Annotated in this window: 21 protein-coding genes; 14 read left to right on the plus strand and 7 right to left on the minus strand. The window is 56.1% G+C overall.

Translation table 11 applies throughout. The annotated features are described in order from the left end of the window. The first annotated feature begins 14 nt into the window (after positions 1-14). The 8 genes from aspS (at position 15) to EXZ61_RS05940 (ending at position 7,289) form a co-directional block, all read left to right on the plus strand. Positions 15-1,829 carry an aspartate--tRNA ligase gene (gene aspS, locus EXZ61_RS05905; protein WP_142814125.1) on the plus strand — a complete coding sequence of 605 codons (1,815 nt, stop codon included), beginning with the start codon at positions 15-17 and terminating at the stop codon, positions 1,827-1,829. Positions 1,830-1,878: 49 nt separating this feature from the next. Next, a complete protein-coding gene (gene nudB / locus EXZ61_RS05910; protein WP_142809936.1) occupies positions 1,879-2,385 on the plus strand; it encodes a dihydroneopterin triphosphate diphosphatase in 507 nt (168 codons plus the stop codon). After that, a complete protein-coding gene (locus EXZ61_RS05915) occupies positions 2,382-3,125 on the plus strand; it encodes an endonuclease/exonuclease/phosphatase family protein (RefSeq protein ID WP_142809938.1) in 744 nt (247 codons plus the stop codon). Before nudB ends, EXZ61_RS05915 begins: the two co-directional genes overlap by 4 nt. Before the next feature lie 2 nt (positions 3,126-3,127). Continuing rightward, a complete protein-coding gene (clsB, locus tag EXZ61_RS05920) occupies positions 3,128-4,327 on the plus strand; it encodes a cardiolipin synthase ClsB (protein WP_142809940.1) in 1,200 nt (399 codons plus the stop codon). A gap of 102 nt (positions 4,328-4,429) precedes the next feature. Then, positions 4,430-5,131: a GTP cyclohydrolase I gene (gene folE, locus EXZ61_RS05925; RefSeq protein ID WP_178084837.1), complete on the plus strand. Its 702-nt coding sequence runs from the start codon at positions 4,430-4,432 to the stop codon at positions 5,129-5,131. A 4-nt stretch (positions 5,132-5,135) separates the two neighbouring features. Then, positions 5,136-5,558: a BLUF domain-containing protein gene (locus EXZ61_RS05930; protein ID WP_142809944.1), complete on the plus strand. Its 423-nt coding sequence runs from the start codon at positions 5,136-5,138 to the stop codon at positions 5,556-5,558. A 12-nt stretch (positions 5,559-5,570) separates the two neighbouring features. Then, on the plus strand, positions 5,571-6,452 hold the full coding sequence (locus EXZ61_RS05935) for an EamA family transporter (protein WP_142809946.1): 882 nt from the start codon (positions 5,571-5,573) through the stop codon (positions 6,450-6,452). Between the two features lie 6 nt (positions 6,453-6,458). Then, positions 6,459-7,289: a DUF429 domain-containing protein gene (locus tag EXZ61_RS05940; protein ID WP_142809948.1), complete on the plus strand. Its 831-nt coding sequence runs from the start codon at positions 6,459-6,461 to the stop codon at positions 7,287-7,289. Positions 7,290-7,327: 38 nt separating this feature from the next. Here EXZ61_RS05940 and EXZ61_RS05945 read toward each other — a convergent pair whose 3' ends face one another. The 5 genes from EXZ61_RS05945 to gpmA form a co-directional block, all read right to left on the minus strand. After that, a complete protein-coding gene (locus EXZ61_RS05945) occupies positions 7,328-8,170 on the minus strand; it encodes a MinD/ParA family protein (RefSeq protein WP_142809950.1) in 843 nt (280 codons plus the stop codon). After that, the gene (locus EXZ61_RS05950; protein WP_142814126.1) at positions 8,170-8,883 is read right to left on the minus strand and encodes a GGDEF domain-containing protein; all 714 of its coding nucleotides are present in this window, start codon (positions 8,881-8,883) and stop codon (positions 8,170-8,172) included. The genes EXZ61_RS05945 and EXZ61_RS05950 overlap by 1 nt, the downstream gene beginning before the upstream one ends. A gap of 292 nt (positions 8,884-9,175) precedes the next feature. After that, on the minus strand, positions 9,176-9,919 hold the full coding sequence (locus EXZ61_RS05955; protein WP_142809952.1) for a HesA/MoeB/ThiF family protein: 744 nt from the start codon (positions 9,917-9,919) through the stop codon (positions 9,176-9,178). A gap of 7 nt (positions 9,920-9,926) precedes the next feature. Next, positions 9,927-11,387 carry a S41 family peptidase gene (locus EXZ61_RS05960; protein ID WP_142809954.1) on the minus strand — a complete coding sequence of 487 codons (1,461 nt, stop codon included), beginning with the start codon at positions 11,385-11,387 and terminating at the stop codon, positions 9,927-9,929. Between the two features lie 106 nt (positions 11,388-11,493). Next, entirely contained in the window at positions 11,494-12,237 is a 744-nt protein-coding gene (gene gpmA / locus EXZ61_RS05965) for a 2,3-diphosphoglycerate-dependent phosphoglycerate mutase (RefSeq protein ID WP_142809956.1), read from the minus strand. Between the two features lie 112 nt (positions 12,238-12,349). Between gpmA and EXZ61_RS05970 the strand changes: the two genes are divergently transcribed. The 4 genes from EXZ61_RS05970 (at position 12,350) to EXZ61_RS05985 (ending at position 14,686) form a co-directional block, all read left to right on the plus strand. Then, positions 12,350-12,757, plus strand: a complete 408-nt coding sequence (locus EXZ61_RS05970; RefSeq protein ID WP_142809958.1) for a rhodanese-like domain-containing protein — start codon at positions 12,350-12,352, stop codon at positions 12,755-12,757. 31 nt (positions 12,758-12,788) lie between these two features. Next, positions 12,789-13,049: a glutaredoxin 3 gene (gene grxC / locus EXZ61_RS05975; protein ID WP_142809960.1), complete on the plus strand. Its 261-nt coding sequence runs from the start codon at positions 12,789-12,791 to the stop codon at positions 13,047-13,049. Positions 13,050-13,168: 119 nt separating this feature from the next. Next, entirely contained in the window at positions 13,169-13,621 is a 453-nt protein-coding gene (gene secB, locus EXZ61_RS05980) for a protein-export chaperone SecB (protein ID WP_142809962.1), read from the plus strand. 48 nt (positions 13,622-13,669) lie between these two features. Beyond that, complete coding sequence (locus tag EXZ61_RS05985; protein ID WP_142809964.1) at positions 13,670-14,686, plus strand: NAD(P)H-dependent glycerol-3-phosphate dehydrogenase; 1,017 nt, start codon at positions 13,670-13,672, stop codon at positions 14,684-14,686. A gap of 58 nt (positions 14,687-14,744) precedes the next feature. Here the strand turns inward: EXZ61_RS05985 and cphA are convergent, their stop codons facing one another. Beyond that, positions 14,745-17,315: a cyanophycin synthetase gene (gene cphA / locus EXZ61_RS05990; RefSeq protein ID WP_142809966.1), complete on the minus strand. Its 2,571-nt coding sequence runs from the start codon at positions 17,313-17,315 to the stop codon at positions 14,745-14,747. Positions 17,316-17,322: 7 nt separating this feature from the next. Beyond that, positions 17,323-19,497 (minus strand): cyanophycin synthetase, encoded by a 2,175-nt coding sequence (locus EXZ61_RS05995; protein WP_142809968.1) that lies wholly within the window; start codon positions 19,495-19,497, stop codon positions 17,323-17,325. A 195-nt stretch (positions 19,498-19,692) separates the two neighbouring features. Here EXZ61_RS05995 and EXZ61_RS06000 point away from each other — a divergent pair, with 195 nt between their 5' ends. Then, the gene (locus EXZ61_RS06000) at positions 19,693-21,951 is read left to right on the plus strand and encodes a cyanophycin metabolism-associated ABC transporter (RefSeq protein ID WP_142809970.1); all 2,259 of its coding nucleotides are present in this window, start codon (positions 19,693-19,695) and stop codon (positions 21,949-21,951) included. Further along, on the plus strand, positions 21,948-22,439 hold the full coding sequence (locus tag EXZ61_RS06005; RefSeq protein ID WP_142809972.1) for a cyanophycin metabolism-associated DUF1854 family protein: 492 nt from the start codon (positions 21,948-21,950) through the stop codon (positions 22,437-22,439). Before EXZ61_RS06000 ends, EXZ61_RS06005 begins: the two co-directional genes overlap by 4 nt. Positions 22,440-22,477 lie beyond the last annotated feature (38 nt).

The raw sequence follows: 22,477 nt of genomic DNA on the forward strand, positions 1-22,477 counted from the left end.
TTAGAAAGCAAGCTATGGCCATGCGCTCTCACTATTGCGGTCTTGTGACCGAAGCCCTCTTGGGCGAAACAGTTTCTCTTTGCGGTTGGGTCAACCGCCGCCGTGACCATGGTGGGGTCATTTTTGTCGACGTGCGTGACCGTGAAGGCTATGTGCAAGTAGTGTGCGACCCAGACCGTGCCGAGACCTTTAAAGTAGCCGAAAGTTTGCGCAACGAGTTTTGCGTGCAAATCAAAGGTGTGGTTCGCGCCCGCCCTGAAGGCACCGTCAATGACAACCTCAAGAGTGGCAAGATTGAAGTGTTGTGCCACGAGTTGATTGTGCTCAACCCGTCTATCACACCTCCGTTCCAGATTGACGAAGAAAACCTGTCTGAGACCACCCGTTTGACCCACCGTGTGTTGGACCTGCGTCGTCCTTACATGCAGAACAACCTGATGCTGCGCTACAAGGTGTCCATGGAAGTGCGTAAGTTCTTGGATGCCAATGGTTTTGTGGATGTGGAAACTCCCATGCTTACCAAGTCCACGCCCGAAGGCGCGCGTGACTATTTGGTTCCAAGCCGCGTGCACGACGGCCAGTTCTTTGCATTGCCCCAATCCCCTCAATTGTTCAAACAATTGTTGATGGTGGCAGGGTTTGATCGCTACTACCAAATCGTCAAGTGCTTCCGTGACGAAGACTTGCGCGCAGACCGTCAGCCTGAGTTCACCCAGATCGATATCGAAACTTCGTTCTTGAGCGAAGAAGAAATCCGTGCCATGTTCCAAGGCATGATCACCACGGTCTTCAAGAACACCATCAATGTGGACCTGGGCGAGTTCCCCGTCATGACCTACCAAGAAGCTATGCACCGCTATGGTTCAGATAAGCCTGACTTGCGTGTGAAGTTGGAATTTACCGAAGTTACCGACGTCATGGCGGATGTGGACTTCAAGGTGTTCTCTGGCGCTGCGACCATGAAAAATGGCCGCGTGGTGGCCTTGCGCGTGCCTGGTGGTTCCAGTGAAGTCGGTGGCATCAGCCGTGGCGAAATCGACGCTTACACCGAGTTTGTCAAAATCTATGGTGCTAAGGGCTTGGCTTACATTCGCGTGAATGACTTGTCCAAAGGCCGCGATGGCCTGCAGAGTCCTATCGTTAAAAACATCCATGACAAGGCATTGCAAGCTGTGTTGGAGCGCTCGGGTGCGCAAAACGGCGACTTGATTTTCTTTGGAGCAGACAAGGCCAAGATCGTGAACGATGCGATTGGTGCGTTGCGTATCAAGATCGGTCACAGCGAGTTCGGTAAGAAGAACGGTTTGTTCGAAAAAGCATGGCGTCCGATGTGGGTGGTGGACTTCCCGATGTTCGAATACGATGAAGAGGCGGAACGTTACACCGCAACCCACCATCCGTTTACCGCGCCCAAAGACGGCCACGAGGATTGGATGGTTACCGCCCCCGAGAAGTGCATCTCCAAGGGCTACGACATGGTGCTCAATGGGTGGGAAATGGGCGGCGGCTCCGTGCGTATCCATCGTGCAGACGTGCAGCAAAAAGTATTTGACGCCCTGAAGATCACGCCTGAAGAAGCGCAACTTAAATTTGGTTTCTTGTTGGATGCTTTGCAGTACGGCGCACCTCCGCACGGTGGCTTGGCCTTTGGCTTGGACCGCATCGTGACGCTGATGACGGGCGCAGAGTCCATTCGCGACGTCATTGCCTTCCCCAAGACCCAGCGTGCACAGTGTTTGCTCACACAAGCGCCAAGCCCTGTGGACGAAAAACAGTTGCGCGAATTGCACATTCGCCTGCGTAACGTTGATCTGGCCCAAAAAGCCTAAACGACGGTTTCATGCACAATGAAAGGGCGCCATGTGAGCGCCCTTTTTTGTGTCCACACCATTCAAAATACCCCAATCTGTTCTAGTCGTTATCTACACGTCTAAGCTGAACGTGTTGCTGATTCGCCGTGCCGATGTGCCTGCAGGCATGCCACCTTTCTGGCAATCGGTGACTGGTAGCAAAGACCATACGACGGATTCATGGCTGGAAACCGCAGCGCGAGAGGTGTGGGAAGAAACTGGCATCGACTGCCGAGTTGGTAGTGCGTTGGCCACGGCTTTGCGTGACTGGGAGCTGGAAAACATCTACAGCATTTACCCCAGGTGGCTGCACCGTTATGCACCGGGCGTGAGCCATAACACCGAGCGCGTGTTCGGGCTCCAAGTGCCCATTGGCACTTCCGTGCAGATCAATCCCAGAGAGCACACCCACTACCAGTGGGTGCCATACCAAGAGGCTGCTGACAGCTGTTTCTCTGCATCCAATGCCGAAGCCATTTTGATGCTGCCCCGGTTTGCTAACTTAGACCTAGCAGCCATAGGAGAAGACGAATGAGTGTGGTCAGAGTGGCGAGCTACAACATCCACAAAGGCGTTCAAGGTTTGGGACCCGTGCGCCGTCTAGAGATCCATAACCTCGGGCATGCGGTGGAACAGTTCGATGCCGACGTTGTGTGCCTGCAAGAGGTCCGAAAACTGCACCGGCGCGAAGCTGAATATTTTCCCCATTGGCCAGAGCAGCCGCAAGCCGATTTTTTGGCACCTCTAGGCTATGAGGCGGTCTACCGTACCAATGCCCATACCCGCCATGGTGAGCACGGCAATGCAATGTTGACCCGCTGGCCCGTGGTGCGCCACCAGCATGAGGACATGTCGGACCACCGCTTTGAGCAGCGTGGCCTCTTGCACACGGAAGTGCTGCTGCATGGGCAAGCCGTGCACATTGTGGTGGTGCATCTGGGCCTGATTCGCTCAAGCCGGGTGCGGCAGCTTGCCCAACTGGTCCGCTTTATTGAGCGTGAAATTCCCGCGCGCGAACCCGTGCTGGTGGCAGGTGACTTCAATGACGGACGTGCGTTACTGAATCGGCATTTGGGTGCAATTGGTATGCATTCGTTCGAAGGGCTTTCGGAGCCGACGTTTCCGTCGCGCCTGCCCTTGTTGCAGCTAGACCATGTGTTTGCACGGGGCATGCTGCCTTTGCGCCTAGAGGTGCCGCGCGGGCGCATTTGGCGCCAAATGTCGGACCACTTGCCACTGATTGCCGAGTTTGACCTCCCCGATATCACTCCATGACCATGCCCCAGCTAACTTCTGGCCATGAAATCACGTTGCTACGCAATGGGGAGCAGTTCTTTCCCGCACTGATCAGCGCGATTGATGCCAGTGTCGACGAGGTGCGCCTAGAAACCTACATCTTTCACTTTGACCGCTCTGGCGAGTCCGTGGCGCATGCCTTGGTGTGTGCAGCGCAGCGCGGGGCGCGTGTCTACCTGGTGATGGATGGCATTGGTAGCCCACCTGTTCCACCCCAGTGGGTGCAGACGTTTGCCCAGGCGGGCGTGTCATGGCAATGCTTTTCTCCGCTGGGCAGACTGGGCTTGCTGGTGCCCGTGCGCTGGCGTCGCCTGCATCGCAAGTTGTGCGTCGTTGACGGGCGTGTGGCATTTTGTGGTGGCATCAATATCTTGGATGACCGATGGGATATGCACCAAGGCGCTTTGGAATCGCCTCGCCTGGATTTCGCGGTGCAAGTGAAGGGCCCCTTGGTCCGTGAGATTCACCAGGCCATGCTGCAGTTTTGGACTCGCTTGCAAGCCACCAAGGCAATTGAGCATCTGGCGTTCGAGCAGGCACGCCAAACCCTCAAGCAAGGCAAAGTGGCTGTCTTGCCTGACGCTGCTGCTCACAAGCACGACATGGGCTTGCGCGCTGCTTTCTTGGTACGTGACAACGTGCGCAATCGCACGCGCATTGAGCGGGCGTATTGCAAAGCCATAGCGGATGCGCGTGAAGAGGTTCTGATTGCCAACGCCTACTTCTTACCTGGGCGCAAGCTAAGGCATGCCTTGATGCATGCCGCCCAGCGTGGGGTGTCGGTGCGTTTGCTCTTGCAAGGCCGCTATGAGAGCTTTTTGCAGTTTCATGCATACAGGCCGGTGTATGGCAAGTTGCTGGCGGCGGGCGTTGAAATTTTTGAGTACAAGCTAGGATTTCTGCATGCCAAAGTGGCCGTCATTGACCGCGAGTGGGCGACGGTTGGTTCTTCTAATCTGGACCCTTTGAGCTTGCTCTTGGCCCGCGAAGCCAATGTAGTGGTCGAGAGCAGGCCCTTTGCCAGCCAATTGCGCACCGAATTGCTCCATGAGCTGCAAACCCATGCTAGCCCATTGGTTGCGCAGACCCATGCCCAACGGCCTTGGACCCAACGTTGCTTGGACCACCTCGCCTTCGCGGCTGTGCGTTGTTTTTTGTTCTTAACGGAAAATCGCTATTAAATAGATAGCTGACTACGCATATGTGGTGCGCGCCATGGGCTAAAAACCCTTTTGGTAAAAGGCTGGTACCATGAACGCATGTCCACGAAGAAACAAAGAGTTATGAACCCATCTGATGGTGAAGAGGGGACGCCGGTCTCCGTCAAAATTCGCGAACGGCTTATGGCTTCCCGCAAGCGATTCAATGCCAATGACAACATTGCAGAATTCATTGAGCCAGGCGAACTAGAACGTTTGCTTGACGAGGTGGAAGACAAAATGAAAGGCGTGTTGTCCAGCTTGGTGATCGATACAGAGCGCGACCATAACACCGACAACACGGCCCGCCGTGTCGCCAAGATGTACATCAACGAGGTGTTTCGTGGCCGCTACGTGCCGTCACCTAGCATCACCGAGTTTCCCAACGCCGAGCATCTCAATGAGCTCATGATTGTGGGCCCGATCACCGTGCGCAGCGCGTGCAGCCACCATTTTTGCCCTGTGATCGGCAAGATTTGGATTGGTGTCATGCCTAACGAGCACACCAACGTCATTGGCCTGAGCAAGTACGCACGCTTGGCCGAATGGGTGATGGGCCGCCCCCAAATCCAAGAAGAGGCCGTCGTCCAGTTGGCCGATTTGATCCAAGAGAAAACACAGCCGGATGGTTTAGCCATCGTCATGGAAGCCAGCCACTATTGCATGGCGTGGCGTGGTGTCAAAGATATGGACAGCAAAATGATCAACTCGGTCATGCGTGGCGTTTTCTTGAAAGACCCCAATTTGCGTCGCGAGTTTTTGTCTCTCATTCCTCGAAAGGGTTGATGCCATGCTGGTACGTTTGCTCTATGCGAGCCGGGCGATTGATCCCCGGCCAGAAGCCATTGAAGATATCTTGGCCAAATCCCGCCTTTCCAACCCGACCTGCGGCATTACGGGCATCTTGTGTTACGGCGGAGGCATCTTCCTCCAAGCTATAGAAGGCGGGCGCATGGCGGTGAGCGACTTGTATGGCCACATACAGCGCGATCCACGCCACAAAGACGTTTTGCTGCTGCATTACGAGGAGATCTTGGAGCGCCGCTTTGGTGGATGGACCATGGGCCAAGTCAATATGTCCAAGATCAACACCAGCATCTTGTTGAAGTATTCCGAGAAGCCTGAGTTGGACCCGTACGCTGTATCGGGCCAAGTGTCTTTGGCCTTGCTCGAAGAGTTGATGGCCACAGCTTCCATTATTGGACGCTCCTAAGGCGGCTAGAGGGTGCCCGGTTCCGCGCTGGCCTTAGTTCTATTGGCCGGGATTATTCATGCCAGCTGGAACATAGCGGCGAAGAAGGCAGCAGGCGACGCACGGTTTGCCTGTTTTACCTCTCTGGTCATGATGGTGGTCTGGGCGCCCCTTGGTTTATGGCTGGCGCTGGAGCAAGTGCCCCACTGGGACGCCCATGCCTGGGGTCTTGTCGCTATCAGTGGGGTACTGCACCTTGCCTACTACGTGGTGCTGCTGCGCGGCTACCGCAAGGCCGATTTAACGGTGGTTTACCCATTAGCCCGTGGCTCCGGACCTCTGCTCAGTTGTTTGGTTGCGGTGTTCTTTTTGGGGGAACACATCTCGGCTTTAGGCGCTGTGGGCGTCGGTGGTGTGGTGCTCGGAGTGTTTTTGGTGGCTGGCGGCCCTAAGTTATGGAGCCAAGCCCAAGATGCACAGCAAAAGCTTCGCGTCGCCAAGGGCGTACGCTACGGCCTGTTGACAGGGATGTTCATTGCCAGCTACACCGTGGTGGACGGGTATGCCGTGAAGGTGTTGCTTCTGTCGCCCATATTGGTGGATTACATGGGCAATTTTGTGCGCGTTGCTATTCTTTCGCCCCAGCTCTTGCGCAATAGGCCTGCTGCCCGGGCCCTTTGGCAACGCCAATGGAAATACGCCGTGTTGGTAGGAACGATCAGCCCCGTCTCTTATGTGCTGGTGTTGTATGCGATGCAAGTAGCACCATTGAGCCATGTTGCGCCCGCCCGAGAGGTATCGATGTTGTTTGCCGCATTATTGGGTGGGCATCTGTTGGACGAGGGTGATCGCCTAGCACGTGTCATGGGCGCAGGTCTCATTGCCTGTGGCGTTGCGGCGCTGGCCTTGGGGTAAAGCAACATGGTTACCTTGCTTGGTTGCGACTTTTCTAGTAGCCCTTCCGCGCGAAAGCAAATCGTCCTGGCATATGGGCAGCTAGACAAGTCACGCGTTCAGTTGTTGAAGATTGAGCGGTTTAGTTCGCTGGCAGCATGGAGCGCTGCTTTGCAGGCCCAAACGCACTGGGTGGGTGGGTTTGATTTACCCTTTGGCCTACCTCGAGAGCTGGTTGAAGCCTTGGGCTGGCCCCGCACTTGGCGCGAGTGCATGCAGTGGTACGCAAGACTGTCGCGTGAACAAATTCGCACCGAGTTCAAAGCGTTTTGCGATGCAAGGCCAGCGGGAAGTAAATTCGCCCACCGAGCAACGGACGGTTTGGCTGGGTCGAGTTCTTCGATGAAATGGGTCAACCCACCGGTGGCATACATGATGCATGCCGGCGTGCCTGCGCTGCTGGCGCTAGGGGCCAGCTTTCCTGGACTACATAGCGGCACCACACTAAAGCCAGCGCGCGTGGCATTGGAAGCCTATCCTGGCATGCTTGCGCGTGAAGTGCTTGGGCGAACCAGCTACAAGAGTGACGATAAATCAAAGCACACCACGGAGCGACTGATTGCACGCAAAGACCTGATCAATGCGCTGGAGTTAGGACTAACGCGGCTGAACTTAAGGCTACGTCTGAGCCACGCACAACGCGATGCCTTGGTGGCAGATGCCAGCGGTGACGCATTGGATGCTGTGCTGTGCCTGGTGCAAGCCGCTTGGGCGCAAACGCAATACGCCAATGGCCATCCTAACTATGGTCTGCCATCGACCATGGATACCCTAGAAGGCTGGATTGTTAGTGCCTGATCAGTGGGGGGGCAGCAATGAGCGCCCGTCGACGCGGTTTAGTTGGCCGGTTTACGAACCATCACGGTTTCTTCAAACCGCATAGCCAGCTGGGCAATGGCCATCGCGGCTGGGCAGCCAGGCGTACTTTGCATCATCAACTGCCTGCGCATAATGGCTTGCCGCACCGATTGGTCTGCAGGGATGTCGCCCATGTGAATCAAGCGTATGGGCTTGGCGGGGTCGGTGCTGACAAACCGGTCTAGTACTTGTTGTAGCTGTGTTGTGATGGCACGGCCATCGCCCATGCGTGCGGCTTGGTTGACCACCATCCGGATCGTGCTGCGTTTTTGCTGGCCGACCAAGACTTTGATCGTGGCATAAGCATCGGTCAACGAGGTGGGCTCTGGCGTGGCAACCACTATCACTTCAGATGCCAATGACACAGCGAACAGCACCACATCCGAGATGCCAGCACCTGTGTCCAGCAGCACGATGTCGTAGTGGGGAACCAGCCCGCTCATGATGCGCAAAAAATCGTCGCGCACTTCGGTGGTGAGCCGCGAGTACTCCACCATGCCCGAGCCTGCCAGCAACACAGAAAAACCACCAGGCGCCTTGATGATGGCTTCCTCAATTTTTGCCTTGCCGGTAAACACATCGTGCAGGGTGATCTTGGGGTACAGATTCAGCACCACGTCTAGGTTGGCCAAACCGAGGTCAGCATCCAGTACCAGCACCCGGTGTCCGCGCTTGGCGAGCGCCGCTGCTAGGTTGGCGGATACAAAGGTCTTGCCCACGCCACCTTTGCCACTCGTAATGGCCATGACCTTGCCCAGCGGCTTGAGGGGCACCAATTCTTTGGGCTCGTCGGCCCCGCCTGGAGTTAGAACATCTGCCATTAATTCACCCTCTGCATAGAGCCCGGGGCGTTAGCACTCGGTAATTCACTAGGTACGTTTTCAACCCACGCAGGATCTCCCTGCGTGAGGTGACCAAAAAGCAAGCTTTTTTCCTCTGCACTGACAAAAATTTCTTGTTGGTGATCCAGAAAGACGCGGTTGCGACCTTCCGTCTTGGCTTTGTAAAGTTGCACATCGGCACGCTCTGTCCATAGCGCTGCGGTAGATCGTACCCATTCAGGTGCGTAGGCGCCGCCAATACTCACTGTGACTTTGATCATGACACCGGGAGAAATTTGAATACGCAGTGCTTCAATGGCCTCGCGAATACGTTGAGCCACCATGGAGCCAAACGAGGTGCGGCAATTCGGCAGCACGACCGCAAACTCTTCTCCGCCATAACGTGCGACGGTGTCCATCGGCCGCACACAGCTTTCTAGTGCCTTTGCCACGCACTGTAGAACTTGGTCTCCAGCGGGATGGCCATAGGTATCGTTGACTTTCTTGAAGTGGTCGATGTCCAACATGAGCAACAGAGCGGGCTCCCCTGAGCGCGCAACAACTTCGATAGCACGGTCTTGAACTGCCAAGAATTGGCGCCGATTGGCCAAACCCGTGAGCGGATCTTTCAGCGAAAGCTCGCACAACCCATCAATAATGCCCTGCAGGTATTCAAGAGCGGAAGTGTCGGGGTTCGCCAGAGCTGAGGCCATTTCTCTGTCTAGCAACGCCCGAGCGCCATCCAACTGCAAATCACGCAATGAGATGCTGGGAGTTTGGGAGTGGGTGGGCACGATAAGGTTCAAGCAGTTGCGATCAAAGTCTAACAGGAACACCTTCTATCTTGGGCCCTTACGCTACATCTTGCAGTGACAAATAGTAAGGCAATGGACCTCTTTTTTACGCATTGAATTGGTGTGCGGGTTGGACGCCGCTTTTGCGCCGATCAATTCCCTGAGAAGGTCCGCACAGAGTCGTTGGCCGCGCCTTCAATTAGGATCAATCTCAACCACACACCTCGCACATCCTGTTGCGCGGAATATGCAACGCGTGCCACTCCATATGCTTAGCGTTGAGCATCAGTAGTTTGCCGCTCAACAAATCCCCGACTCGTGTGATGACCTTGAGCGCTTCGGCTGCTTGTGTCGCGCCAACAATCCCAACCAATGGTGCAAAGACCCCCATCGTCGCGCATTGGGCTTCTTCTGGTGGTGTGTCTTGCGGGTAGATGCATGCGTAGCAGGGGCTTCGCTCGTTACGTGCATCAAAAGTAGTGATTTGCCCATCGAATTGCACTGCAGCACCCGAAACTAAAGGGATTTTGTGCTTCACGCAAGCCTCGTTGATGGCTTGTCGGGTTGTGAAGTTGTCACAGCAGTCCAGAACGACATCAGCCTGAGGAACCAAGGCATCCAACAGTGTTGTATCGGCACGTTGCGTATGCGTGCGAACCATCGTATTGGGGTTGAGTGCACTCAAGCATGCGTGCGCAGAGCTTACTTTGGACGTGCCGACGCTTGCCGTGTGGTGGGCAATCTGGCGTTGCAGATTGGTCAGGTCAACGGTGTCGTGATCCACCAAAGTAATGGTTCCTACGCCAGCGCACGCAAGGTACATGGCTGCAGGTGAGCCTAGCCCCCCAGCGCCAATGACTAGGGCATGGCTAGCCAAGATGCGCTCCTGGCCTTCAATACCGATCTCGTTGAGCAGGATATGCCGCGAGTAACGCAGCAGTTCGTCGTCCTGCATGATGGGCCTAGTTGTCCTTCTTCTCTTCCTTGCGTTCTACAAGCGTCTTGCTCACCAGCACAGGTTTTCCCTTGAGTTGGTTGAGTGCTTGGGTCAACTGAAAATCTTTGTCTGAACCAAACTCTGGCGGGCGACGCTCAGCGACTGGTTTTTTCATCTCATCTTCTAGGCGTTTCAGTGCTTCTTCGCGGGCTTTTTCGTGTGCAGGATCTTTGACTTCTTCTCCTTGTCCACTAGCCAGATGCTTCTCTAAGTCTGCCTCGCGCGTGCGCAATGCGGCAAAGGGACTGCCTTCAGGCGTTTCGTCCACCATCACGTCGGGAATAATCCCTTTGGCCTGAATGGATTTTCCACTCGGCGTGTAGTAGCGTGCCGTGGTAATTTTTAAGCCAGTTGTTGGGCAGCTGTCCAAGCTATAGCGTGCATCTAGGCAACGCAGCGTTTGGACGGAACCTTTGCCAAATGTTTGACTGCCCATCAGTTTTCCACGGTTGTGGTCTTGCAAAGCGCCCGCCACAATTTCACTGGCGGAGGCCGACCCCTCATTGACCAACACAACCAGAGGTACCTTTTTAATGCCCGGTGGCAAAGACTTGAGGGGGTCAGACCCACTGCGTCGGCGGTAGTCTTGCGGAGTTGCCTTAAGCACCTGTTTGCTTTCAGGTGTTTGTCCATTAGTCGACACCACGGTGACGTTTTCTGGAAGGAAGGCCGCGGAAACCGCAACCGCTGCGTCCAACAATCCACCTGGGTCATTGCGCAAGTCCAATACCAAACCTTTCATGTTTGGGTCTTGGGTATACATCTCGTTGAGCTTGGCCGCAAAGTCATCCACTGTGCGCTCTTGGAACTGGCTGATACGAATCCAACCGTAGCCCGGCTCTACCACCTTGCCTCGAACTGACTTTTGCTTGATCTCTTCACGCACAATGGTCACGGGGAAGGTGCGATTTTCTTCCTTGCGGAATATGGTCAGCAAAACCTTGGTATCAGGCTCGCCGCGCATGCGCTTAACAGCCTCGTTCAGGGTCAAGCCCTTGACCGCAGTGTCGTCAATCTTGGTGATCAGGTCATTGGGCTTTAGCCCAGCGCGAAAAGCAGGGGAGCCTTCAATGGGCGATACCACCTTCACCAAGCCGTCCTCTTGGGTGATCTCAATTCCCACGCCAACAAACTTGCCAGCGGTTCCTTCTTTGAATTCTTTCAAAGATTTTTTGTCGAAATACTGAGAATGGGGATCTAAGCTGGACACCATGCCAGAGATGGCATCGGTGATCATTTTTTTCTCATCGACGGGCTCAACGTAATCGCTCTTGATCATGCCGAACACCGCTGCAAGCTGCTGCAGCTCTTCAAGCGGCAGCGGTTCGAGAGTGCCGCGGGCAACGGTTTGCAATGAAACCGTAGTGAGTGCGCCTGCCAAAGCGCCCAAGGCAATCCAACCGGTGATCTTTAGTTTGTGACCCATAAATTATCCTGTGCGTCGGCAATATACACCTTGGAGGGACGCATTCGTGGCAAGTTCCCCGCGAATAGTGCCTTAACTGGCGTATTGGCGGGATTTAGGGCGCAATTTAGGCTTTGCCTTGGGATGCCACGGCCGCAGCCGCTTGTGCCGCAGCCTCCGCGTCGCCTAGGTAGTAGTGACGGATAGGACCCAATTGGGCATCCAGCTCGTACACCAAGGGAATGCCGTTGGGGATGTTGAGGCCCACAATGTCGTCGTCAGAGATATTGTCAAGGTACTTCACTAGAGCGCGAATGGAGTTGCCATGGGCCGCGACCACAATACGCTTACCTGCCAAAATGGCTGGGGCCATCGATTCGTTCCAAAACGGCATGACGCGCGCTACGGTGTCTTTCAGACATTCGGTCAGCGGCACTTGGTCTGCCTGAAGCTTGGCATAACGCAGGTCGCCACGCTCGCAGCGGGGATCTGTGGCTTCCAGCGCGGGCGGCGGCGTGTCATAGCTGCGGCGCCATACCAACACCTGCTCGTCGCCGTATTTCTTGGCTGTATCGCCTTTGTTGAGGCCTTGTAGTGCCCCGTAATGGCGCTCATTGAGGCGCCAGCTATGTACGACCGGTAGCCAAGTACGGTCCATCTCGTCCAGGCAGTGCCACAGGGTGCGGGTCGCGCGCTTGAGCACGCTGGTGTACGCCACGTCAAACTCATAGCCGTCGGCCTTCAGCAAACGCCCCGCGTTTTTGGCTTGGTCAATACCGGTCGCCGTTAAATCAACGTCAGTCCATCCGGTGAAGCGGTTTTCCAAATTCCAAGTGGATTCGCCGTGGCGAACAAGAACTAGTTTGTACATGGCAGTGAACTCAGTGCGGGCGTTTGTGCCGAGAGCGGCGAAAGAATAGTTCTGCATTCTAAAATGCGAGACTGGCGTTTATGCCGCCGTTGCGTAACTAACAAGGAACAAAGTGAAATTTATTATCGATAACTGGATGCTGATTGCGATCGCCATCGCCTCGGGCTCTATGCTTTTGTGGCCTGTCTTGCAAGGGGCTGCAGTGTCAGGCGTGAGCCCTGACGGCGCTGTTCGCTTGATGAACCACGAAAAAGCCGTCGTCATTGACATCCGAGAGTCGTCAGAATTCGCCGCCGGTCACATTGGTGCCGCCAAGAGCGTTCCGCTCGCGGACCTTGAAGCGAAGTTAGGCGGAACTGTGAAGAACAAAAACCTACCGCTGATCTTGGTATGCCAATCCGGTACCACCTCAGCCCGCGCAGTCTCTCTGGCCAAAAAGCTGGGTTACGAGCAGGCGCAGTCTTTGGCTGGGGGATTGGCTGCTTGGAAAACAGCCAGCTTGCCCGTTGAAAAGTCCTGATTGCACACCAAGTAGCAAAAAAAGGAACTCTATGCAAGCCGTCAAGATGTACACCACAGCCGTTTGCCCCTACTGCGTGCAAGCCAAGCGCATTCTCAAATCCAAGGGCGTAGACCACATCGAGGAAATTCGCATCGATGCGGACCCCGCCCAGCGCATGAAAATGATGGAAGTGACGGGTCGGCGCACCGTGCCACAGATTTTTATTGGCGACACCCATGTAGGTGGGTGCGATGACCTAATGGCCTTGGACAGCCAAGGCGGCTTGGTGCCTCTGCTTCAAAGCGCTTGAATGCTGCAGTGCAGCTCCCAGCGGGCACTGACAAGCCTGACATAATTCCTGCGTTTTACCTTACCAGCCCGTTCGCTGTGTGCGTGACGGGCTTTGTTTTACTTTGAAAGACTTTTCCCATGGCTGATCAAGATCCCGTATTCCAAATCCAACGCGTGTACCTCAAAGAAGCGTCTTTGGAGCAACCGAACTCACCAGGCATTTTGTTGGAGCAAGAGCAGCCTGCTGTGGACATTCAATTGGGTGTTGAAGGCACGCCGGTCGCTGAGGGAATTTTTGAAGTGTGTGTCACTGCGACCGTGCAGACAAAAATCAAAGACAAAACCGTGTTCTTGGTGGAAGCAAAGCAAGCCGGTATTTTTGAGATTCGTAACTTGCCACAAGAGCAATTGGGACAGATCTTGGGCATCGCTTGTCCGCAAATTGTGTATCCCTACTTGCGCGGCAACGTGGCTGACCTGATCCAGCGCGGCGGCTTCCCGCCGGTGCACCTGTCAGAAATCAACTTCCAGGCCATGTACGAGCAACAGCAAGCAGATGCAGCCGCAGCAGCGGGAAGCTTGCCACAGTAGCTTGAAGCAAAACATGCTCAGGCGCTCTTGGGTATTGCACATTTAGCTATGAAAATCATAGTGTTGGGTGCCGGGGCATGGGGTACCGCCTTGGCGGTGAGCGCTTGCACCAATGCCCGCGTCGGGCATGAGGTCACACTCTGGGCCAGGGATGCTGGGCAGATTGACGCTATGTCTCACCAAGGTGTAAATGCGCGGTACTTGCCAACTGTCGAGTTGCCTTCGAATTTGTCATTGAGTGCGGCCCCGTTGGCGCTGCTTGGACAAGATCTGCTGGGTTACGACTTGGTGGTGCTGGCCTGTCCCATGGCGGGCTTGCGGGGGCTTCTTTCCCAAGTGAATGGTGTGAAAGCGCCGGTCGCCTGGCTGTGCAAAGGTTTTGAGTCTGGGTCCGCTGCGGCAGACGGACTCATGGGCCATGAGATTCTGTCGCAAGTTGCCCCGGGTCTAGCTGCGGGAGTGTTGAGTGGGCCTAGCTTTGCGCTTGAAGTGGCCCAATCCAAACCTACGGCTTTGGTGGCAGCCAGTTCTGACCTAAGGGTTCGGGACACCTTGGTCGCTGCGTTTCACAGCGCTAGTCTGCGGGTCTATGCCAATGATGATGTCGTGGGCGTCGAAGTGGGGGGCGGGGTGAAAAACGTACTGGCGATTGCCACTGGCCTATGTGATGGCTTGAACCTCGGGCTTAATGCGCGCGCAGCGCTGATCACCCGTGGTCTGGCAGAGATGACGCGCTTAGGCGTGGCTCTGGGAGCCCGCGCGGAGACGTTTATGGGCTTAAGTGGCTTAGGCGATTTGGTGCTAACCGCTACAGGCGATTTATCGCGCAACCGACGTGTGGGTTTTGCTTTGTCTCAAGGCCAAACCTTAGCGCAGGCCGTCGCGTCTTTGGGTCATGTGGCGGAGGGGGTCTACAGCGCGCGTACTGTTGTTCAGCGCGCCCGCACTTTGGGTGTAGAGATGCCGATCTCTCAATGTGTTGTAGATCTGCTGGATGGAAAAATTGGGGCAACCCAAGCGGTGACCCAATTGATGGGGCGTGGTCCCGCTGCAGAGGGGCTTTAAGCGTAATGCCCGACAGGGCAAGGCAGCCCTTCAAGTGCTGCCTTGCCTCTTCGAACCATTACCCAGCTTGGACTTTGTTGGCGATGTAGGCCATTGCTTCTTCCACTTGGTCTACCAAGATGAGGCAGAGTTCGCCTTCTTGGAGCGCATCCATCGCGGTGTCAATCGCAACAAACTCGCCGCGTATCTCCACCACGTGCTGGGTGCGTTTCGCGTTGGCGAGACCTTGGCGCAGCAGCGCTATCACTTCGCCGTCTTGCCGGCCGCGCTGGCATTGGTCTTCAAACAACACCACGCTGTCAAATGCATCGCCTAGGATTTCGGTTTGCTGGCGGATGTCTTGGTCGCGCCGGTCACCCGCGCCACTGATGACGACGGTGCGCTTTTTCGCAGCCATGGCTTCTACCGCACTCACCAGGGCCAACATGGCATCTGGGTTATGCCCATAGTCTGCAATCACGGTAGCGCCGCGGTGGGCAAACATGTTAAATCGCCCCAAAGCATTGTCGTTGTCGTTAGAGAAGTTGGCCAAACCTTGGCGAATCGTCTCCCACGGTACATTCAAGGCCCAAGCAGCCGCTACGGAGGCCATGACGTTTTCAACTTGGAAGCCAATGGCTCCACCCATGGTGACAGGTATGTCCGCCAAAGGGATGGTCTGCAGCACCTCTTTGTTGGAGGCGAAAAGGTGCCCGTTTTCGATGTAGACCACGCCATGCCCTTGCGCACGATGCGTGGTCATCACCGGATTGAACTTGTCTGCCGCAAAGAAAATGACCTCGCCTTTGCACTTGCCTGCCATGGTTGCCACGATAGGGTCGGCGGCGTTGAGCACCGCAGTTCCCGTGCTTCCTAGGTTTTGCACAATGACACGCTTAAGCACCGCGAGCTCATTGACCGTGGTGATGTAGTTCAGCCCCAGATGGTCTCCGCTCCCAATATTGGTGACCACCGCCACGTCGCAGCGGTCAAACGCCAGACCTTCTCTCAAAATGCCGCCGCGTGCCGTTTCCAAGACCGCTGCATCTACATCTGGATGTAGCAAGACACTGCGCGCGCTCTTGGGGCCGCTGCAATCCCCAGTGTCGATGCAGTCTGACCCTACATAGACGCCGTCGGTGTTGGTCATGCCAACACACAGCCCTTGCTGAGCCAATAGGTGTGAAATCAGGCGCACCGTAGTAGTTTTGCCGTTCGTACCCGTGACAGCCACCACCGGAATGCGCCCCGTGTCTCCGTTTTTGAACAACGTGGAAATAATGGCTTCGCCCACAGCACGGCCTTTGCCAAAGGATGGGGCCAAATGCATGCGCAAGCCCGGGGCGGCATTGACTTCCACAATGCCACCGCCCAGTTCTTCTATCGGGCGCAAGATGCTGTCGCAGACCAAGTCCACGCCACAAATGTCCAAGCCAACCATGTGGGCCGCAGCCACCGCGCGCGCAGCGACATCGGGATGCACATCGTCCGTAACATCGGTGGCTGAGCCCCCGGTCGACAAGTTGGCGTTGTTGCGTAGGTTCACGCGCTGGCCCTTGGCAGGCACATCGTCGGCTCCGAAGCCCTGTGCGCGCAAGCACCCGTGCGCTATTTCATCAAACCTGATTTTGGTGAGCGACGTGGAGTGTCCCGAGCCTCTGCGTGGGTCTAGGTTCACTTGGTCTACCAGTTGCGCGATGGTGTGCACCCCGTCCCCCACCACCTTCGGAGGGTCGCGTCGCGCTGCGGCGACCAGTTTGTCGCCGACCACCAGCAGTCGAAAGTCATTGCCAAGCATGTACTTTTCGACCAACACATCGTCGCGAAACTCGGTGGCCACTGCATACGCTTTGAGCAGCTGCTCTTTGTCCGTGATGTTGACGGTGACGCCCTTGCCTTGGTTTCCGTCGAGTGGTTTGACGACGACGGGAAGCCCGATTTCTTGGGCTGCTGCCCATGCGTCTTCCGGGTCACTGACAGCACGCCCTTGCGGGACGGGAACTCCTGCCGCTGCCAGTAGTTTCTTGGTCAGTTCTTTGTCTTGGGCAATGGCCTCTGCAATGGCGCTCGTGCGGTCAATTTCCGCAGCTTGGATACGCCTTTGCTTGCTGCCCCAGCCAAAACGCACCATGCTGCCTTCGGTCATGCGGCTGTAGGGAATGCCGCGTGCCACTGCCGCGTTGACAATGCACCCGGTGCTCGGTCCAAGGCGAACATCTTCGTCCAAGTCACGCAGCTGCGCCAGCGCGTTCGCCAGGTCAAAGGGTGTGTTGTCGAGTGCGCTTTGGCACAGGGCTTGCGCAAGCTCCATAGCGAGCTTGCCGACTTCTTCTTCGGAGTACTCCACCACCACTTGGTAGACATCCGCGTCCACGGTTTGTGTGGTGCAGCTAAAAGTGACGGGGCAGCCTGCTTGGGCTTGTAGGCCCAGTGCTGCATGCTCGAGAACGTGGGCGAGGGTGATTCGGTCGTTATGGCCCGTCGGTTGAAAGGCGTTGATCTCTGGAAACCGAGCCCGCAGACGTGCCTCAAACCCGGGGATGAGGTTGATGTCTCGCTCCTGTGCATTGCATGAGACAACGGACTGGATGGCCGTGTGGTGGCTCCAAAGATTGGGGCCGCGCAAAGCTCTGATGCGTGTAACTTCCATGGTGGTATCAGTAAGGGTTTTTCTTGGGGTTGGACTCGAACGTGCGAAGACCCGCGCCAATCAATTCAGGAGAGATGTTCAGGGCCCAAGCGGCGGCAACTGCTGCCATGACCATCTCGGGTTGCGATGCCTTGGCTGGCTTCAGGCTTGCCAAAGGCATGGATGCGATGTCCTCTTGGCCGTGCGCCAACACGATGGCGTCGTCGCGCAGGAAAACCGTGCGCTCGCCGACTTTGCGGTGTGCCAACACATGGGGGTTGGATGCATCGTTGCAGTAGAAAATGACCTTGCCATCGCACAACTCCGCCAGTTCGACGGCCTGTGCATCAGCGGCATTGAGTACCGCGGTGCCGCTGGGCAGCACCACGTCAACCTGTGTGCGCACCACTTTATAGGTTTGTTCTGCGTCCAGCACATCAAATGCCTGCAACTCAGGCTGCCAAGTGACATCTGTCACCACGCCAACCGCACATTTGTCGTAGGCCAGGCCTTCGGCCAAGATGGCGGTGCTTGGGTTTTCAAACACTGCAGCCTGCACGGACCGGTTGATCAGTATGCGTTGACCCGCCTCCCAGTGCGCGCAGTCTTTGGCCATCACCTGGCGGCTGTCAAGGTAGAGTCCCTCGCTGCAAGCCAAGCCTACGTGCTTGCCACTGATGTGGACCAACCACGCCACTAGTCGCGCAATGCGTCCCGTGTTGTGGGTGCCCGTAATGCCAACAATAGGAATGCGACCATCTTTTTCTTCTGCAAACAAATGGTCGACGATGGCTTTGCCGACTGGCCGCTCAATGCCGACTGCCGGCTTGATGTGCGCCAGCAATCCGGGACTCGCGTTGACTTCAATGACGGCACCGCGCTGAGACTTCAAGGCTTGTGAGCAGTCTTCTAGCACCATGTCAACGCCAGCAATGTCTAGGCCCACCACGCGGGCGGCCAACGCGGCGGCTGCGGCAACCGTGGGGTGCAGGGTATCTGTCACGTCATAGGCCACATTGCCATTGCGCTGGATTAGCACCTTTTGCCCAAGGGCAGGGACAGATTCTGGCGTCAACCCCACACGTTCGAGTTCGAGCAGCACTTCTGCGGTGTTGCTAGGAACAATGATGTTGAGCGGAAAGTCCTCGCCGATGCCGCGCATGGGATTGCTGTTGACCTGCAAATCCGCGAGTTGGTCGATATTGGAGACTCCGTCACCTTCAACCCAGCATGCGTCACCCCGAGCAGCGGCGACAACCCGCTTGCCAACTACCAATAGGCGGTGTTCGTTGCCTTGAATAAATTTTTCAACGATGACGCTACCGCCGCCTTTGCGGTGTGCCAGGTGGTACGCAGCTTCTACGTCGGTTTGCGTTTGCAGGTCTAGGGACACCCCTCGACCATGGTTACCGTCATAGGGCTTAACGACCACAGGCACGCCTATCTCTTGCGCGGCTTCCCATGCAGCTTGTGCGCTCCTGACCAGTTGACCTTCAGGTACAGGGACGCCGCAGGCTTGGAGCAAAGACTTGGTCAAATCTTTGTCCGAGGCAATTTCTTCTGCAATGGCACTGGTTTGGTCTGTCTCTGCAGTCCAGATGCGGCGTTGCGCAATGCCGTAACCTAGCTGCACCAAGTTCCCTTCGGTGAGCCGGATCGAGGGAATGCGTCGGTCCGTGGCCGCATTGACGATGCTGGAGGTGCTGGGCCCTAAACACAGTGAATCAACGCTTTCTCGCAACTCTGCCAACCGCGCCTGCAAGTCAATCTCGGTGTCGTTGATGGCCGCCATCACCACATCTCGGGCCAGGTAGAGGGCTGCGGTACCTACTTTTTCATGGCGTGTTCTGAACGCAATTTTGTAGATGCCGCGTTGGGATGTTTGGCGCGCTTTGCCGAATCCGGTGCGCATGCCTGCCATGTTCTGCAACTCTAGGCTCACATGCTCCATGATGTGCGCGGCCCAAGTGCCTTCTTGCAGGCGCTGCAAAAAGCCACCGCGAACCCCTGGGCTGCAGTGGTGCTCGATCAAACCCGGCAAGAAAGCCGTTAGCCGATCGTAAAACCCCGGAAGGGTGTTAGACGGGTAATCTTCTAACTCACCAATGTCGACCCAAGCTTCAATGACGGGGCGATATGTCCAAATATTGGGGCCCCGTAAGTGCGTGACCCGAAGAATTTCGATATTTTTCTTGGCTATCATGGCTAAATGTGGCTTGGGCAGTCCACCAGTATTGCGCTGCCCGCGTTGTGTATTCTCGCTTACCCTGAGCGTTAAGGCCCTGTTTTTAGACCCTAAAGCGCGTATTTGCTCGCTTAGTCGCCTTTTTTTGGTGCATTCTTTGTGAATGCCAACGTAAATACTCTTTGCGCGATGGATAACCCTAGACCTTTCCCCATGAATCCTGAAGCCCAAGCCCTCAGTGCCTTGCCCGGCGATTTGGCTGCCCTTTGGCGCGACGACATACAAAAACAGCTTCAACCCCAAGAAAACGTATTAGCTGCGCTGGAGGTTGACCTAGACGCGCACTTGCACTTTGTGAAAGGTCTGGTGGTACTGACCAACTTGCGTCTGCTGTCGCGGGTGGGGGATGCGGTGCAATGGTCTGAATGGTCGCTACAAGATGGTTTAGAGCTGCGTCACCATGACCATGCAGGCGTGGGGCATCTTGACTTGGTGAGCGCCAGTGCGCGCTTGGGAACTTGGCGTTTCACCCTGGGACAAAACCTGCATGCGGTCCGCTTGGCGGACCAGTTTGAAGCGCATTTGCACAGTTTGGTCAATGGCAAACCCTTGGCAAATGTCCTGCAAAACGTATGTCCTAGCTGTAAGGCCCCGCTAGAGCCTGACCAAGAAGAGTGCCCGGTGTGTACCAAAGTGGTACACACGCCACCGTCCACCTGGACCCTACTGCGGCTGTGGCGCTTTGCCAAACCCTACCGAGGGCAGCTGGCCTTGGGTTTTGTGCTCATGCTCCTCGGTACTGCGGCGAGCCAAGTCCCGCCCTACTTGACCATACCGCTGGTCGACAATGTGCTCATACCGTACCAAAACGGTAAACACATCGAGCCCAGCACCATTGCGTGGTATTTGTCAGGCCTGTTGGGTGCCGGCTTATTGGCCTGGGTCTTGAGTTGGGCCAAAACCTACATCTTGGCCTTAGCCTCTGAGCGCATCGCCGCAGATCTGCGCACCACCACCTATGAGCACTTGTTGAAGTTGTCGCTGGAGTACTTCGGTGGCAAACGCACAGGGGATTTGCTCTCCCGGGTGGGCAGTGAAAGTGACCGCATTGCGGTCTACCTGTCTTTGCACCTGACCGACTTTGCCAGTGATGTGGTCATGATCGTGATGACGGCCGTCATCTTGTTTTCGATGAACCCTTACCTGGCGCTTATCACGCTGGTCCCCTTGCCCTTCATCGGTTGGATGATCCATTTTGTGCGTTACCGCTTGCGCACAGGGTTTGAGAAGATAGACCGGGTGTGGGGCGAGGTCACCAATGTGCTGGCCGACACCATCCCGGGCATTCGCGTAGTCAAGGCCTTTGCCCAAGAGCAGCGAGAAGCCAAGCGTTTCCGCGAAGCCAATCGCCACAACCTCATGGTCAATGACCGCATCAACAAGATTTGGTCTTTGTTTTCGCCCAGTGTGTCGTTGCTCACGGAGATCGGCCTGCTGGTAGTGTGGGGCTTTGGCATATGGCAAGTCTCCAAAGGCGAGATCACGGTGGGGATGTTGCTGGCTGCTATTGCCTACATTGGCCGTTTCTACGGGCGCTTGGACTCGATGAGCCGCATCGTCTCGGTTACCCAAAAATCAGCGTCGGCTGCTAAGCGCATTTTTGACATTCTGGACCACGTGTCCAGCGTGCCTGAGCCGGTTAAACCGGTGCCGATGGGCAAGGTCGAAGGGCGTATTGAAGTGCGCGAAGTGGGCTTTCGCTACGGTAACCGCGAGGTCAATCGCGGCATTAGTTTGAACATTGCACCTGGCGAGATGATTGGTTTGGTGGGCCACAGCGGCTCGGGCAAGAGCACGCTGGTTAACCTCATTTGCCGCTTTTACGACGTGGCCGAGGGGGCGATTTTGGTGGACGGCGTCGATATTCGGTCCTATGCCATTTCTGACTACCGCCAGAACATCGGCTTGGTGCTGCAAGAGCCGTTTTTGTTCTTTGGCACTATTGCGGACAACATCGCCTATGGCAAACCAGACGCCACGCGCGCAGAGATCATTGCCGCTGCGCGCGCTGCGCATGCGCACGAGTTCATCTTGCGCTTACCCCAAGGCTATGACTCCATGGTGGGCGAGCGGGGCCAAGGCTTGTCGGGCGGTGAGCGCCAGCGCATTTCCATCGCACGCGCGCTGCTGATAGACCCGCGCATTTTGATTCTGGACGAAGCCACCTCGTCCGTGGACTCTGAAACCGAGAAAGAGATCCAAAAAGCGCTTGAAAACTTGGTACAAGGCCGCACCACCATTGCCATCGCTCATCGCTTGTCTACCTTGCACCGTGCCGACCGACTGGTGGTCTTGGACCGTGGCAAAGTGGTTGAGGAAGGTACCCACGATGCACTGATGGCTGCAGAGGGCGCCTACTTCAATTTGTACCAAGCCCAAGCCAGAAACAATCTCTTGGAGGACGCAGCATGAGCGCGCTAACCACCATCACCGCCACCTCGTTCACATTGGCGCGCAACGCCTATGGCGCGCTGGAGCTCACCGACGCACAGGGCCAAGTGTTTCAGAACGTGGTGCCGGTGCGGGCGTTTCCTATTCAAGCGCCCGAAGACGGCATTTCCCTCGTGAGTACCGATGGGCATGAAGTGGGCTGGATTGACCAGCTCTCGGATGTGGCCGAGCCCACGCAAACCCTGGTGAGAGACGCTTTGTGCACCCGCGAGTTCATGCCGGTATTGCAGCGCATTGCGTCAGTGTCGAGTTTCTCCACGCCGTGCACTTGGACCGTGCAAACCGACCGTGGAAATACCGAATTTGTGCTGCGGGGTGACGAAGACATTCGTCGGCTGGGCAAAGACAATGCGCTGCTCATCGCCGACGTGCACGGCATCCAATACTTGGTGCGAGACCAGTTTGCTTTGGATGCGCACAGCAAGCGCATCTTGGACCGATTCTTGTAAACACAGCAAAGGGGCCCATGGCCCCTTTGTTACGTGGT

It is taken from the genome of Rhodoferax aquaticus (assembly GCF_006974105.1).
Classification (GTDB): Bacteria; Pseudomonadota; Gammaproteobacteria; order Burkholderiales; family Burkholderiaceae_C; genus Allorhodoferax; species Allorhodoferax aquaticus_A.

Excerpts from the sequence above, each read along its gene's own strand:
- aspS (WP_142814125.1), top strand. The coding sequence starts at position 15 with ATGGCCATGCGCTCTCACTATTGCGGTCTTGTGACCGAAGCCCTCTTG.
- EXZ61_RS05915 (WP_142809938.1), top strand. The coding sequence starts at position 2,382 with ATGAGTGTGGTCAGAGTGGCGAGCTACAACATCCACAAAGGCGTTCAA.
- clsB (WP_142809940.1), top strand. The coding sequence starts at position 3,128 with ATGCCCCAGCTAACTTCTGGCCATGAAATCACGTTGCTACGCAATGGG.
- folE (WP_178084837.1), top strand. The coding sequence starts at position 4,430 with ATGAACCCATCTGATGGTGAAGAGGGGACGCCGGTCTCCGTCAAAATT.
- EXZ61_RS05930 (WP_142809944.1), top strand. The coding sequence starts at position 5,136 with ATGCTGGTACGTTTGCTCTATGCGAGCCGGGCGATTGATCCCCGGCCA.
- EXZ61_RS05940 (WP_142809948.1), top strand. The coding sequence starts at position 6,459 with ATGGTTACCTTGCTTGGTTGCGACTTTTCTAGTAGCCCTTCCGCGCGA.
- EXZ61_RS05945 (WP_142809950.1), bottom strand. The coding sequence starts at position 8,170 with ATGGCAGATGTTCTAACTCCAGGCGGGGCCGACGAGCCCAAAGAATTG.
- EXZ61_RS05950 (WP_142814126.1), bottom strand. The coding sequence starts at position 8,883 with ATGGCCTCAGCTCTGGCGAACCCCGACACTTCCGCTCTTGAATACCTG.
- EXZ61_RS05955 (WP_142809952.1), bottom strand. The coding sequence starts at position 9,919 with ATGCAGGACGACGAACTGCTGCGTTACTCGCGGCATATCCTGCTCAAC.
- EXZ61_RS05960 (WP_142809954.1), bottom strand. The coding sequence starts at position 11,387 with ATGGGTCACAAACTAAAGATCACCGGTTGGATTGCCTTGGGCGCTTTG.
- gpmA (WP_142809956.1), bottom strand. The coding sequence starts at position 12,237 with ATGTACAAACTAGTTCTTGTTCGCCACGGCGAATCCACTTGGAATTTG.
- grxC (WP_142809960.1), top strand. The coding sequence starts at position 12,789 with ATGCAAGCCGTCAAGATGTACACCACAGCCGTTTGCCCCTACTGCGTG.
- secB (WP_142809962.1), top strand. The coding sequence starts at position 13,169 with ATGGCTGATCAAGATCCCGTATTCCAAATCCAACGCGTGTACCTCAAA.
- EXZ61_RS05985 (WP_142809964.1), top strand. The coding sequence starts at position 13,670 with ATGAAAATCATAGTGTTGGGTGCCGGGGCATGGGGTACCGCCTTGGCG.
- cphA (WP_142809966.1), bottom strand. The coding sequence starts at position 17,315 with ATGGAAGTTACACGCATCAGAGCTTTGCGCGGCCCCAATCTTTGGAGC.
- EXZ61_RS05995 (WP_142809968.1), bottom strand. The coding sequence starts at position 19,497 with ATGATAGCCAAGAAAAATATCGAAATTCTTCGGGTCACGCACTTACGG.
- EXZ61_RS06000 (WP_142809970.1), top strand. The coding sequence starts at position 19,693 with ATGAATCCTGAAGCCCAAGCCCTCAGTGCCTTGCCCGGCGATTTGGCT.
- EXZ61_RS06005 (WP_142809972.1), top strand. The coding sequence starts at position 21,948 with ATGAGCGCGCTAACCACCATCACCGCCACCTCGTTCACATTGGCGCGC.